Raw genomic sequence first — 15,560 nt, 5'->3', positions numbered from 1 at the left:
CACTAAATCACTCAATTAGAGATGCGTCCTAAACTTTCACCATCTTCCAGAAGTTAATCATAAAATACTATCTCAAATATCAGATGGAAACAGACAACACTATGGTATATCCTATCGCAATTGTTGGTGGAGGTTTGGCAGGTTTATGTGCAGCAATACATCTTCAAAAGGCAGGAAAACAAGTAATTTTATTCGAAAAAAAGCATTATCCTTTTCATCGCGTTTGCGGTGAATATATTTCTAATGAGACCAAAAATTACTTAACAAAAATTGGACTTAACCTAGAAAATTTAGATATACAGAAAATTAGCAAGTTTCAATTTACAGCGCCATCAGGTAAAAGTCTTGACTATCCTCTCGACCTTGGTGGCTTTGGATTGAGTCGATATACTTTGGATAATGAACTCTACAAAATAGCGCTAAACTGCGGTGTTCATTGCAAAACTAGCACAGAAGTAGAAGACATCGTTTATGAAGAAAACCAATTTAAAATTCGACTAAGCCATTCTAATCAAATCATTTATGCGAAATATGTACTAGGTGCTTATGGTAAGCGTGCTAAACTGGATCAGTATTTACAACGCCCTTTTCTTCAAGCTCGAAGCCCCTATGTTGGAGTTAAATATCATATACGATACCAGTATCCAAAAGACCTAATCAGTTTGCACAATTTTGAGAATGGATACTGCGGAATCTCCGCAATTGAAGACGAAAAATTTTGTCTATGTTATTTGACAAGTAGAGAAAATTTAAGAAAATATAAGAATGTATCTGAGATGGAAAGGAATATTCTCTGGAAAAACCCTCATCTCAAGAAAATATTTTTGGAGGCTGAATTCCTTTATGACAAACCAGAAGTAATTAATGAAATTTCATTTTCTCCCAAAAAACAAATCGAAAATCATATCATCATGATTGGAGATACAGCGGGATTAATTACACCACTTTGCGGAAACGGCATGGCAATGGCTATCCATAGCGCCAAATTAATTTCAGAAATTATACTAGAAAATTTTGATAATCGTGAAGTTGTTGAAGCCCAATATCAAAAAGCGTGGAAAAAATATTTTGGGTTTCGATTATGGACAGGTAGACAAATCCAATCATTATTTGGTCATCCCATTCTAACAGAATTTGTTCGCTATTTTTTTAAAATATGCCGTCCAGCACTAGGTATATTCATACAATCTACGCACGGAAACGAATTTTAATGAAAAAAATTTTATTTGGCAATAAAGACTTTATGCAAAATCAAATTTGTATTTTTTCAATATTACAAAACTTAATTAAGTCATAGAGACTTTCTTCAAATATTTTAATATTAAGCAAAAATACTCATATTTGTTTATATAAAATATCGGTGTTATGTTTGCATACCAAATTACACTTCAACGATAGACCTGTAAGCGTTTTCGAACTACTTACGGGTCATTTTTTTTTATAGCTATTCTCCTCCTTATTATCTAGCATAAAGCTTTTCAATAACGATTACCATCCTCAAATAAACGATATTCTATTAACGAATAACTCCACTTATAAGGGAATAACAGTAGTTGTTTTTACCTCTGACATCACAAAAGAACTACTGATATGGGCCACACTCGCTAGAGCAGAAAGTTTTCTTTGGTAAAAATCATTGTAGGCTTCCATATCTTTGGCAATCACTTTTATCAGATAGTCATAATTACCCGACACAATACAACATTCTATTACTTCAGGATACTGACGAATAGCCTCCTCAAATTCTACAAATTGATTTTTCTGTTGTTTATCTAAAGTAATACTACAATATACCATCAACGGATTCCCTAACTTCTTTCGATTCAGAATGGTTACGTACTTTTCGATGATTTCTTCCTGCTCCAATCGTTTGATTCGATCGTGGGTAGGTGTCATCGACAGATTGATTTGTCGTGCAATTTCCTTGATAGTCAATTGCGCATTTTCCTGAATTAATTGTAATATTTTTACATCTATAGCGTCTAATTGCATGGTGAAAAAGAAATTTTTATTGGTTAAGATTAGAAAAAAGATTCAAAAACAGGATTTTTTCCTCTATAAAGACAAAAATATTTTAACTATTTCTTATTTTTCTAATAACAGTAAAATATTTTTCTGTTATTACTAATTTTGTCTCACACTTCATCAACACAGATAACAAATACCTAGGAAGTCGGTTGCAAAAATTGTGATTTTATGTGTGGCGAATTGGACTAACGAGATTGAATACAAGGGATAGATAGAAAAAATTTCGAATGAGGGATGACCAGTATTGACTGGTACATAACACAATCAGCAACCGACTAACTTAGGCTTAAACCCCAACCAAAACTTATGATCATCGGCGTACCTAAAGAAATCAAAAACAACGAAAACCGTGTAGCACTTACACCTGCTGGTGTTGCTGAATTTAAGAAAAACGGTCACACAGTTTATATCCAAGCAAGCGCTGGTGTAGGAAGTGGATTCACTGATGAAGCTTACGAAAAAGCTGGTGCTACGATTCTTCCAACGATCGAGGCAGTGTATGAAATTGCTGAGATGATTGTGAAAGTAAAAGAACCAATCGCTTCTGAATACAAATTAATCAAAGAAAACCAATTGTTGTTTACGTATTTCCACTTTGCTTCGTCTGAAGAATTGACACATGCAATGCTTGAGCGTAAAGCAATTTGTTTAGCTTACGAAACCGTAGAGAAAGCAGATAGAAGTTTACCATTATTGGTTCCTATGTCTGAAGTTGCTGGTCGTATGGCGATTCAAGAAGGAGCAAAATACTTAGAGAAACCAATGGGTGGACGTGGTATTTTGTTGGGTGGTGTAGCTGGTGTAAAACCTGCCAACGTATTGGTATTAGGCGGTGGTATTGTGGGTACACAGGCAGCTAAAATGGCGGCAGGCTTAGGCGCAAACGTAACCATTATGGATATTAGTTTGCCAAGATTACGTTATTTGGAAGACGTAATGCCAGCCAACGTTGACACAGTAATGTCAAATGAATATAATGTTCGCGAAGCAATTAAATTGGCTGATTTAATTATTGGTGCGGTTTTAATCCCAGGTGCGAAAGCTCCACATTTGATTACTCGTGACATGTTGAAAGATATGAAACCAGGGACAGTACTAGTTGATGTAGCTGTAGACCAAGGTGGTTGTATCGAAACTTGTACACCAACAACACACGAAAATCCAACGTTTGTCATTGATGAAATCGTACACTACTGCGTAGCTAATATGCCAGGTGCTGTACCATATACATCAACGTTGGCACTTACAAATGCAACTTTACCTTATGCAATTCAGTTGGCAAACAAAGGTTGGGAAAAAGCATGTAAAGAAAACGAAGAATTGAAAAAAGGCTTGAATGTAGTAAATGGCAAGATCGTTTATAAAGGTGTTTCTGAAGCTTGGAAATTGCCTTATTGCCATATTTCAGAAGTTTTGGCTTAATTGATTATATATTAGGTGATTTTTAAAAGGCTATCCGATTGGATAGCCTTTTCTATTAAAATATGACTTACAAAACCTCTACCTTATTCTTCAATCCACTAATCCATATAAAATCAAATTCCTCCGACGATTCGGGTTTGATAGTCTTTCCATTTAGTTTCCAAGTAGTAAATTTTCCTTTGGGATATTGGACTTTTATTCTCCAAGATGATTTCGTTTGATTAAAATCAACCTTCAATACAGAGGATACTTTTTGATAGCTCATACTCAAGCTATTATCTCCTATCTGTACATTTTCAATTTTGGCATTGTTCCAAGTACTTGGCATTTGGGGCTGAATAACGATTAATTTTGAACCTGCTTGAGGTTGAACTCCAAAAAACTGCTTGATAATCGGGGTAGCATAGCTATACAAATTCCAAGCTTGACACATCATTCCATAATCAGGAGAAACTTCATAAATCGCTCCTGGCAACACATAGCTAAAGGTTTTAGTCATTTTATTCAAATACCACAAAGCCCCATCAGGATTACCATAATTATTCTCTCCAATAGCTGTTACTCCCGTTGGCAAAGTCATCACTGCACCCGTGTAAGTAAAAGATTTACGTACAAAAGTTGCTGGTGCCTCCTCCGAATTAGAGCTTTCATCTCGGTCAATACCTGTCACAAAAGCACCAAATGGATTGGTGTATTTACGTGCATTTACAAGTGCCAGTTTGGCTTTTTCAGGATCCGCTATACCCATTTCCATAGGCGTATTTACTACCCAATTATGGTGTAACGCAAAGCCTTTTTTTATACCTACAGGCAAAACCTCTACGTTAGACTTTAATTGTTTTAATTCTGCCACTGCCCAGGGTTTTTGTAGGGTATCAGCTCTTACTATTGCATCGTCTATCAAGTGTAAGGTCTGTTCTCTAGTGCCTATAAAGTCAGCAAAAGATTGACTTTCTGGCACCCAAAAATCAGTATTAATTTGGTGTTTGATTTGACTAGCATTACGCTCATATTGTAAAGCCTGTTCGCTATCTCCTACGAGTTTTGCTATTTGAGCGGCGTCAGCAAAGGCTTTTTGGGTATAAACAGCAACGTCAATCATCTCGCTATTGAGTCCATGGATTTCCATCATACCAAAGCCATCAGGAAGCAAGTTTCTATCTTTATCATTTTCCTTTAAAAGCCAATCTAACCCTTTTTTAATGGTCGGATAATACTTTTGCAAAAATGATTTATCGCCTGTCCATTGATAAATCTCCCAAATCATACTGGCAAATTGTGGTGTTTCATTGACATTGCCAGGATTGAAAACAACACCATTTGAAGACACCTCGTGAACAATACGCCCATTACCATTTTCTTTTTCTGAAAGTTTATTCAAAACTTCGACTGCATCATATACTAAATCCTTTTTCCCTGTTGCCACTAAGCCTTTCAGGGTATATTCGGCGTCTGTTCCAAACCACCAAGGATAATCAGGCATCCCTGCCGACATACCACGCCCAACCGCTGGAACGTCACGTACCAACCAATCCGTATTATATTTCACCCAACGAAATGCCTGTTCCAATTTTTTATCTGGAACCGTTAGCGCTGATTGCTTGGCAATTGACTCATAGCGTTTGATTTTTTGTTGGAGTAAAACAGAAGCATTTTTTTGAATATTTCCAAACGTCTTAGTCACAGCTTCTTCTGATTGGTATGAACCAGCAATCACAATTGGCAAAATAAATTTTGATTTAGGAGCAATTACAATATTGTATATCAAACTAGCTTTTGTTCCTAAACCTTGAGATTTAAACTGACAATCTGATGTATTTTGATGATATGATTTGGCAGAAATATTCGCACCGAACTGTACATACCAAGGGTTTTTCTGGTCTTTTATGACCCAAGATTGACTTGTGTTTTGCCAAGTAGCTTTGTCCTCCGCATCAATCATATTATTTCGCTCACCTAGCCAAACTGGTCGTAAATCGCTATGTCCTGTAAATTCAAACTCTAATGTTTGAGGACTTGTCCCATGATTCTCAAAAGTGTATTCCACTACAACTGCTTCTGTTTTATCTGGAACAAACTGAAATCTTTGAATAGAAAGGTTTGGCAATATGTCCTGATAAATATGTTTATTGCCATAAGGAAAATTCACAAAAGAGGTAGCTTGGTCTAGACAACGAGCCGTACCATTGGCTTGTATTTTGGCAGAAAAACCATCCATCAATTTAATAGGATGATCCCAAATCCCTCCCATTTCGCCAGTGACGTGCCAGCCTAAATCGGGAAATTGCCCATTTTGATGCCCTACCATATAAAGACGGTCGCCTGCAGTTACATAAGGTGTATTCAGATACGATTTTTTCCCAGTAATGCTTTCACTATTTTTGGTCAAATCAAGTAAAGAGGCTTTTTGAGCCTTTGCTTGTATAGAAGCTACAACAAGGCTTCCAAGCATAAGGGTTTTGAGGATTGATTTCATATTTGTTTATAAAAATGGATTTATTCTACATCAAATTTAATGATTTCTGGAGATTTTGTTATCGGGGTTTATTTTTTACAAAAAATCCGTAGTACTCAATGAGTACTACGGATGCAGAATTACGCGGTTTAATAAAATTTTTGAAGAGTTCGGTTTGAAAAACTCGGATTGAAAAACTCAGTTGGTTAATTCAAGTTTTTTTAGTCCATTTTTCACTTCAGGACAAGACATAAACAAATTCCATAACAGTCCAGAACGATGGTTTTCTATCATGACAATAATTGGTCCTTGGTCGATTGCCAAAAAGCTGTCTGCATACCAGAATTTATTGAGATTGAAAGCATCTACAAAGCCATATTCTTTCCAGATTTTATCACCTAATTTGTAATAGAAAAACTGTAGAGCTTGCATCGATTCTGTAGGCGTATAAGGAAAAGAAGCTAGTGCTGCCGTTGGAGAAATCACGCCCAAATCATTGTCAGGTGCGTGAGCGGAATACCCATTTTCGTTGTCGCTGGCAGTAAGCCCCCAACAATTTTCGCCATAGAATGCATATTGTTTAGGATTTGCTTTGCAATAGAGATAATTGATTTGAGCATGTGCTTTATTTTGGTCAAAATAATTAGTGTATTGGTCGGTCATTAATTTAGGATTGAGTCCTAAAAATGAATAGTGGGTAAAAAACAAAGGTCCTCCCATATTTCCGCCCAAGGGAAGTTTCACACCAAAGTAGCTATTGCCATTTTTGAAAGCACCATTACGAGTCCAGCCATTTTGATAAACGTCTTTGGAAATCGCATACTTTTCAGATGATGCCCCTAATACATAAGTAATCAAAGCCTCATTCCAACCTGAGATTTTCATATTCATTGTCCAAGCGTCAGTAGGTGACCAATGCCAATACAAACCATTAGAAGTATTTTGGGTAAACCAACTCCATTCGACTCCATTCCAAAGGGTATTAATTTTTTGACGAAGTGTAATTTCTGCTTGAGTATTTCCATCAAAATATTGTCTTGCTGTGAGCAGGCCTTGCATCAAGAACGAGGTTTCGACTAAATCAGCGCCATTGTCTTTCGCACTAAAAGGAACGGTTTTACCCGTAGCGCCATTGAGCCAGTGCGGAAATGCACCATGAAACTTTTCAGCCTGATTCGTCAAAAAATCGACTATTGTGGTGAGTCGTTGAAGCCCTTGTTCACGTGTAATAAACTTACGCTCGATACCAACCACCATGGCCATAATGCCAAAGCCCGAACCACCAGAGGTGACTATATCTCCAGAGGTATTTCGTTCACGAGCCAGCCCCGAAACAGGATGTCCAAAATCCCAGAAATAGCGGAAGGTTTGTTGCTGAACCTTAGTCAGCAATTCATCATTGCTAATTCTTGGAAATTTGTCTCTGGCATCAATTTGCGTCGTCAGATTGACGCCAAATTCTGTTCTGAGGGAACCTCCTGCTTTTGACTTTAGGTTGTTGTTTACTGATAAAGTGTATTTGTTAAGATAATCCAAATCAAGTGCGGGTTTGATTACAATTGCACTGTCATTTTGAGTTAAAAAAGTTTGTACAGCAAAGGAATTGCCAGCAGTATTTTTTAACAAAATCGCTGATGCTAGCGAACTAGCATCTAGCGCTGTATTGAAAGTAAGGATTATTTCAGGTTTTGTCGTAACATCTTTATAATCAAAGCCATTGTAGTCACCATTTACTCTTAAAGTATTGAGACTAAACGAGCTTGGCGTGGGCGTTGGCTTTACGTCCTCTGTTGCTTTTTTGGAACAAGCACAAAGAAGAATCAGCAACACACAAACAATTTGATAAGGTAAGACTTTCATAAATTTTGGATGTTATGAAAGGGTGAATAAATTCACCCTCTAAATGGAATCTTGGGTCAAAACTATTCATATTGTAAAACTTCAACCCGAGCATCATTTTTCCTAAAAATAAAATCAACGACCCACCCGAAGATAGGTCGTTTGACACAAAAGGCTTTAGGCAATAAGCTTTATGCCATAGGCAAAAGTCTAAATGAGTTTCTTATGAAAAAAAATGAAAACATTTTGCCTAATACCTATGGCTTACAGCTTAAACAATCTTATTCTGTAAAATAACTAAATCAATTCGGGATAGATAGATGTAAGTGATAAGCTGAGAATGAAGATTTATAATTAAAAAACTCAGCACTCCAAACTCCCAACTCAGCACTTAAAAGATTATTTTCCTCTACCTTCAAGCTTCACCAAGGCATTTACCTCATTTTCGGCAAGGGCTTTGTTGTAGATGCGTACTTCGTCGAGTTGACCATTCAAGAAACTAGCCCATGATTGTTTGTCACCACCATTTAGACTAGGACTTGTTTGGAATTGAACCGTACCAAATACCATCTTAGAAGCATTCTGGAATTTAATTCCTCCGTAACCTGCTACCACTTGAGTCGCAATTTTATTACCGTTATAATACACCTTAAAAGTCGATGAGGTAGCATCATAAGTAACGGCAATATTTGCCCAAGTATTCCAAAGGTTGTTCAAATCATAGTTACCTAACCACGCATCTTTTCCTGCATTGTTCACGTGTACTTTTAACAAACCTTTCGCATCTGTAGCGCCGTTTTCTAAGAAAATCGTAAGATTTCCCCAGAATGATCCAGAATTGGCAATATCCACCAAACCAACAATTCCTGCATCATTTTTCTTCATGTTAACCCACGTAGTTACCGTGAAGCTAGAGAGATTTTGGATGGCAGAAGGCACATTGCTTACCACATATTTGTCGATACCACCGACCATTGCTTGTCCCTTCACTCCGCCTGCAAAGCTGGTACCTGTAGCCTCGCCTGCAGTTTTGGATACAGCATCAATATAGCTATTGTCGAACGACCAATAACCGACCAAGTTGCTTGGGGCAATTTCAGAAGTACTTGTATATCCTCCGATAGACACCGCTGGAGCATAAGTAGAAGCATCAAACTTCTCGTAGCAAGAACTCAACAGCATAGATGAGCCAAGCAAACCAGCTAATAATGATTTATTTTTGAAAATATTCATAGTTACGAACTCAAATTAAATGTTAGACATTGGCAACAATTAGTATCCAGGGTTTTGCTTAAGTACGCCAGCGCTTAAGTCAATTTCGTTTTGAGGAATTGGGAAAACCTCATGAACACCTGTTTTGAAGCCTTTTTTACCCAAAACTTCAGCACCTCTACCTTGACGAACCACATCGAAGAAACGGTCAAATTCCATTGCCATTTCTACACGTCTTTCATGATAAATTGCTTTACGTAATTGAGCTTGGTCGGTGGTAGTTACTTTTGGTAAAATTGCAGCATTACCTTGGCGAGCACGTGCACGAACCATTTCTAACGAGGCTAAAGCATCAGCAGTATTGCCTAATTCCATATTTGCCTCGGCATTCATCAACAAAACTTCTGCATAACGCATCACTCTAACATTCTGCTCTGCACCTTCGTTGTAACCAGATACAAACAACGAGAATGGCACATAAGACTTCTGGTTGTACATTGGGTTATCGCCAGTAGCTGGAATTGCATCACCTTGAGGGGTAGTTTCGCCACGGAAAATAATCGTTGCATCCAAACGAGGGTCGCCAGCTTCAAATTCATTCACCAAATCTTGTGTTGGAACATTAAAGCCCCATCCGCCACCTTGCGCACCACGAACCCCTTGTACTTGTGAGTATTGTGAGCTAGATGCAGATGCATTTCCTAAGATTAGTTTACATTGAATCTCAAAAATCGACTCTTTAGAGTTTTCATTCGGAATACGGAATACTGAATCGTAATTTGGAAGTAAGCCATATCCCATACCCATCACTTGTTTGGTAAGACTAACTACATCACTCCATTTTTTCTGATACAAAGCTACTTTCGCATTCAATCCCAAAGCTGCTCCTTTTGTAGCACGACCAATATCAGCAGCACCGTAAGTTTGTGGTAATACAGTAGCAGCATCTTGCAAATCTTTTTCGATAGCTGCCCAAACTTGTGCTTTAGGTGTACGAGCCAAATTATATTGAGAAGCATCAGTTGCCAATGACAAACGCAAAGGCACGTCACCAAAAGCACGCACTAATCTAAAGTAGCAATAAGCACGGACAAATTTTGCTTCAGCGATATAACGAGCCTTTAAGCCTTCGTCCATGCTGATAGCAGGGATATTCGTAATTACTTGATTGGCATAGTTAATAGATTGATATTGACCTGTCCAAAAATCAGCAATTTGCCCTTCTGTAGATGTATGCGTAAACGTATCAAACTTGTTGAAGAAAGTTGCATCGCTTGGGCTACTTCCTTTTTCAGCATCATCTGAAGGTACACTTTCGACAGCGATTGGAGCAAAAGCTGTATTGTTCCATGAACGAAGGTTGGCATACATGGCATTTACGGCCTTGGTAGCGTCTGCTTCATTTTTCCAGAATTGTTCAGATGGTTGTTGTCCTTGTGGCGGAACTTCCAAAAAGCTATCACTACAGCTAGATAGAGTCAACACTAAGGCAACTGGTAAATATTTCCCTACTTTAAGGGCTGTTGAAATAATGCTATATTTTTTCATAATTCTTTCTCTTTTCAGTTTCTAAAAATTCTATTATAAGTTGGAATGATTAGAAAGTAACATTTAAACCAAAGTTGTAGGTCGCATACATCGGATACACGTTGTTATCAATACCTGCATTGATTGTTGCGCTTGTACCACTTGTAGCTGCACCACTGCTGTTGTAAGCACCTGTAACTTCAGGCGTAAAACCTCTATATTTAAAGAAGTTCAAAGCATTCTGTGCATTGGCAAATACACGCAATTTTTTGATGTGCAATTTGTCTGTAATAGTGCTTGGCAAAGAGTAGCCCAACTGAATATTACGAACACGGAAGTAAGCACCACTTTCCACAAAGAAAGAGTTTGGACGATAGTTATCACCACCACCGATATTTACTGAAGGATAGGTATTAGAAGTACCTTCACCATGCCAACGGTTGTTGTAGAAATCTTTGGTAAAGTTTTCGTTACCGTAACGCAAGCCAAGGTTGGCATTGTAAATATCTACTCCTGCAACACCTTGGAAATCTAACATCAAGTCAAATTGTTTGTAGTTCCAGTTGGTGTTAATACCATAACTAAATTTAGGGTTTGGATTACCTAGTGGAGCACGGTCTAAGTCTGAAATAACACCATCAGGCTTTCCATCTGGACCGCTAATATCACGATATTTGAAATCGCCTGGTTTAGCATTTTTCTGAGCAGAAGCAGCTACTTCAGCCGTATTTTGGAAAATACCATCTACGATATAACCAAAGAATTGACCAATAGGCTGTCCTTCGATTGTACGTGTTGCCAAAGCACCACCTGTTGACGCTGCACCACCTGAGTAGATAGGGTTAGCACCTGTTACTACACGCAAAACTTTGTTATCGTTGATACCAATGTTACCACCAATTGAGAAAGAAAGGTCTTTTGAAATCGTATTTCTGTAGTTCAACACAAACTCATATCCTCTGTTTTGAATATCAGCTTGGTTACCTGTAATTGTGCTAGAGCCAGTACCAATAGAAGAAGGAATTGGAATATCAAAAATCGCCATTTCTGTTTTTCTATTGTAATAATCAGCCTCAAAAGTCAATTTGTTTTTCAAGAAAGCCATTTCTACACCAATATCAGTACCCACGCTTCTCTCCCAATATGTTGTTGGAGGCACTACTGAGTTAATGCTTGCACCTGTGTAGATTTGGTCACCAAAGATCGCTGTTAAGTTTGCCGCCTGATTTACACGCAATACTGATACGTTGGCAGGAACAGAAGCGTTTCCTACTTTACCCCAGCTTGCTCTGAATTTCAAATTATCAAAGATTTTTTGGTCTTTCATGAAATCTTCTTCAGAAACTACCCAACCTAAACCTACTGAAGGGAAATATCCCCAACGGTTATTACCAGCAAATTTCGAAGAACCATCGGCACGCAAGGAAGCATTCACCATATAACGGTTTTTGAAAGCATAGTTCACACGACCAAAATAGGAAGCAATCGTACTCAAATCACCATAATCACTAATCTGACGACCGTCAACATTTCCTAGCGTTAAATACATGTCACCTTCAGAAGTATTAGGAACATTTTGCGCAGAAGCATTGATACCATAAGAACGGTAGCTTTGTGCCGACTGACCTACCAAAACTCTAACATTATGGTCTTTGTTGAAGGTATTATCATAACTCAAAGTATTTTCCAAAATCCAGTTACGGTTTTCAGCTCTACCTAAGTTCAAGGTACTTACTGTTGTACGTTGTCTCAAAGTTGCTACAAATACTGGTGTGTAGTTACGTACTTCTGTTTGTCTAAATTCACCCCCAATACTTGTATGGAAAGTAAAGTGCTTAGCAAAATTCAAATCGGCAAACACGTTACCTGTCAAGCGATAGTTAGTCGTTTTTTGGTTATAATAATTCAACGTCGCTTGTGGGTTGTAGTTTGCACCATCACCTAAGTTATAATCACTTGGATCGCCATAAGTACCGTCAGCATAATAAACTGGTACTACTGGAGCTGCTGAGTATAATTGTCTGAAGATTGCTGGAGGAGCATCTTTTGAAGTACTTGCTGCACCTGTTACCGAGTAACCAACTTTCAAGTGTTTGAACAATTGATAATCGTTCTGTAAGCGAGCAGTGTAACGGTCAAAGTTATTGCCTTCCACCAAACCTGCTTGATTCAAATAACCCAATGAGAAATTATAAGTTGACTTCTCCGAACCACCAGCTAATGAAATTTGGTGATTAGTTACAGGAGCGCTTCTTAAACCAACACGATACCAGTCTGTACCTTTGCTAAATTTAGAAGGATCAAGCACTTGGCTACCACCATTGATAATCGACAATTCGTTTACCATGGTTGCAAACTCATTGGCATTCGCCATTTCTAATTGGTTGCTCACACGTTGAACACCATAGGAAGCATTATAAGTAATAGTTGTTTGTTCAGCTTTTCCTTTTTTAGTGGTAATCAAAATCACACCATTCGCCGCACGAATACCGTAGATAGATTGCGCAGAGGCATCTTTCAACACGTTCATCGACTCAATATCTGCTGGGTTTAAGAAAGAAATATCATCAAACCAAACACCATCCACAACATACAAAGGGTTAGGGTTACCATAAACCGTACCCAAACCACGAATACGAATTTGTGGAGAAGCACCAGGAGCCCCAGAGTTACTGATTTGTACACCAGCCACTTTACCTTGTAAAGAACTCACTGCATTTACTGAAGCTTGTTTTGAAATTTCTTCACCTTTTACCGAAACTACAGCGCCAGTCACATCCATTTTGCGCTGAGTACCATAACCTACAAATACTACCTCGTCCAACTCTTTTGAAGAATTTTGAAGTGTAATATTGATACTACTTCTGCCGTTTACCGGCACTTCCTGAGTTTCGTATCCAACAGATGAAATCACTAAAACTGCATTATCAGCTGTAGATAGGGAGAAATTACCATTTACGTCGGTATTTGCTCCTTTGTTGGTTCCTTTTACGCGAACCGCCACTCCAGGAATTGGCTCGCCTTTGGCATCGGTTACTTTACCAGTCACTTTGGTATCTGCCACTGACTGCACATATCTTGGCAACACTTTCGCTTCCGAAAATATTGGCCCTGCGACCATCGTCGCCAAGCAAGCATATCTAAAAATTTGGGTAATTGGTTGTACATACCCCTTTTTAGATAAAAAAGTAAATGGTTTTTGTTTCATACGTTTTGCTAATTAGAAATGTAAGCACTAAGCATTGAGGTAAGGCAACAGGTGATTTAATAATGGTTCTTGATTTTACCCAAACTTACCCTACGCTCGGTTTTATAAATTGCATAGAGGGTCAGAAATGTGTGTCTTTCCCTCCATACGGGAATTAAGTATTAATGCTGAATTGTGAGTGACGAATTGTGAATGCAAATTTTTAAATACCTATATTTTGCATCCACAACTGATTACAGATAACTTTTACACAATTACTTATTTCAAATGGATTTGCACTGAAACTTCTTTCTGCCCTTGCAAAATACTTGCTTTGTAAGAGCCATATTTTGCTTTGAAATGTACTTGTTGCATACCTTTCAGCGCCGTTGTAGATGCGACCAAAACTTGTTTATTGCCATTTTTGTCAGTAATAAACACTTCAAAAGGTTCTGAACCTTTCACCGCAAAATCCAAAACAAAGTCATCAGAATCTGGATGTTTGGTCAGGTTAACATCTTTGGTTTCAGGATCTGGTTGATACATGTAGAAACCAGTCGGGTATTCAGGTTTATTAATGCCCATTTTCTTCAAACCTGTTTGGAGTTCTTTGATATTCTCTCCAAGCTTCCAAAGCAGACCCGAACGATAGTTTTCAATCATCACCACCATTGGTCCTTGATCAATCGCCAAATACTGGTTAGAATACCAGTTTTTGGTGGCATTGAAGGCATCATAAAACCCATATTTTCCAAAAAGAGTTGCCCCTTTTTTCAAGTACATGTAACGCATAGCTTGATATGACTCGAACGGAGTATATGGAAAAGATGAAATCGCTGCCGTTGGACTTATGGTTCCATTGTCGTTGGTTGGCGAGTGAGCATCATAAAAATTATAATCATCACTTGCTGTCAAACCCCAGTTGTCTGTCGAATAACCAAACTCTTTGGGTGCTTCTTTCACACAATGCTTATAATTGATGAGTGTTTGAGCTTGATTATGTTGCCAGTAGTTTGTTTTCTCATCTTGCATCAAACGTGGGTCAAGACTTAGGTATGAATAATGGGCAAAAAATAATGAGCCTCCGTACGGAAAACCAACAGTTAGTTTATATCCTAAATAGTCTTTACCATTTTCATAAAAATCACTTTTCTTCCAAGTGTTTTGATATACCTCTGGTTTGATACCATGTGTTGGAGAACCCAATGCCAACACGTAAGTAATCAAACACTCATTGTATCCTCTGATCGGCATATTCATGTCCCAGTTATATTGTGGTGACCAGTGCCAATACAAATGCCCATCGCCTCTTGAAGCATACCAATCCCATTCTACACTTTCCCATAATTTGGTAATGGTATCTCTTAAGTTTTTCTCAGCTGGTGTTCCTGCGTCAAAGTACTCTCTAGCTACCAAAAGTCCATTGACCAAATAGGCAGTCTCTACCAAATCGCCACCATTATCTTTTTCGCCAAAGGGTACCATTTTGCCTGTACGACCATCTAACCAGTGCGACCAAGCACCATGAAATCTATCCGTTTTACCTAAGAAATTCGTCATCTTCTGAAGATGCTTTACGGCGTCCTCTCTCGAAATCCAACCTCTATGAACAGCGGCCACAATGCTCATAATACCAAAGCCTGTACCACCTGAAGTAACAATATTGGGAGTTGCTGTACGCTCGGGCGCCATACCAGAAATAGGATGTGCAAAATCCCAGAAATATTGAAATGTAGCTTTTTGAACCGTTTCTATATACTCATATTTCTCATTGAGCTTTACCAGTTTAGCAGGTGTTTCAATCTTTTGTTGTGCCCACCCAGACTGCATCATTCCCAGTGCAAGTCCCAAAGCCATAGTCGCTTTTTTCATTTTAATCAGTCGATTTGG

At 38.2% G+C, this 15,560-nt stretch carries 9 protein-coding genes; 2 read left to right on the top strand and 7 right to left on the bottom strand.

What is annotated here, in order from left to right:
- Positions 1-83 precede the first annotated feature (83 nt).
- On the top strand, positions 84-1,211 hold the full coding sequence (locus tag QM481_RS11210) for an NAD(P)/FAD-dependent oxidoreductase (RefSeq protein ID WP_283381841.1): 1,128 nt from the start codon (positions 84-86) through the stop codon (positions 1,209-1,211).
- Between the two features lie 322 nt (positions 1,212-1,533).
- On the opposite strand, the gene QM481_RS11205 is transcribed toward QM481_RS11210, so the two are convergent.
- A complete protein-coding gene (locus QM481_RS11205) occupies positions 1,534-1,992 on the bottom strand; it encodes an Lrp/AsnC family transcriptional regulator (protein WP_283343304.1) in 459 nt (152 codons plus the stop codon).
- Positions 1,993-2,334: 342 nt separating this feature from the next.
- Between QM481_RS11205 and ald the strand changes: the two genes are divergently transcribed.
- Positions 2,335-3,450, top strand: a complete 1,116-nt coding sequence (gene ald, locus QM481_RS11200) for an alanine dehydrogenase (RefSeq protein ID WP_166553146.1) — start codon at positions 2,335-2,337, stop codon at positions 3,448-3,450.
- Between the two features lie 67 nt (positions 3,451-3,517).
- Here the strand turns inward: ald and QM481_RS11195 are convergent, their stop codons facing one another.
- The 6 genes from QM481_RS11195 to QM481_RS11170 form a co-directional block, all read right to left on the bottom strand.
- Positions 3,518-5,926 (bottom strand): alpha-L-rhamnosidase-related protein, encoded by a 2,409-nt coding sequence (locus QM481_RS11195; RefSeq protein WP_283381840.1) that lies wholly within the window; start codon positions 5,924-5,926, stop codon positions 3,518-3,520.
- A 177-nt stretch (positions 5,927-6,103) separates the two neighbouring features.
- Positions 6,104-7,765 carry a glucoamylase family protein gene (locus QM481_RS11190; protein ID WP_283381839.1) on the bottom strand — a complete coding sequence of 554 codons (1,662 nt, stop codon included), beginning with the start codon at positions 7,763-7,765 and terminating at the stop codon, positions 6,104-6,106.
- 378 nt (positions 7,766-8,143) lie between these two features.
- Positions 8,144-8,977 carry a LamG domain-containing protein gene (locus QM481_RS11185; protein ID WP_283381838.1) on the bottom strand — a complete coding sequence of 278 codons (834 nt, stop codon included), beginning with the start codon at positions 8,975-8,977 and terminating at the stop codon, positions 8,144-8,146.
- A 39-nt stretch (positions 8,978-9,016) separates the two neighbouring features.
- Positions 9,017-10,504, bottom strand: coding sequence for a RagB/SusD family nutrient uptake outer membrane protein (locus tag QM481_RS11180; RefSeq protein WP_283381837.1), 1,488 nt, complete (start codon positions 10,502-10,504; stop codon positions 9,017-9,019).
- Between the two features lie 49 nt (positions 10,505-10,553).
- Positions 10,554-13,691 carry a SusC/RagA family TonB-linked outer membrane protein gene (locus tag QM481_RS11175; protein WP_283381836.1) on the bottom strand — a complete coding sequence of 1,046 codons (3,138 nt, stop codon included), beginning with the start codon at positions 13,689-13,691 and terminating at the stop codon, positions 10,554-10,556.
- Positions 13,692-13,949: 258 nt separating this feature from the next.
- Positions 13,950-15,542, bottom strand: a complete 1,593-nt coding sequence (locus QM481_RS11170) for a glucoamylase family protein (protein ID WP_283381835.1) — start codon at positions 15,540-15,542, stop codon at positions 13,950-13,952.
- Between the last annotated feature and the right edge of the window lie 18 nt (positions 15,543-15,560).

It is taken from the genome of Flectobacillus rivi, assembly GCF_030056655.1.
GTDB lineage: Bacteria > Bacteroidota > Bacteroidia > Cytophagales > Spirosomataceae > Flectobacillus > Flectobacillus rivi.
The sequence above is the reverse complement of the archived record's forward strand: the minus strand, read 5'-3'. Positions and strand labels throughout refer to the sequence as shown.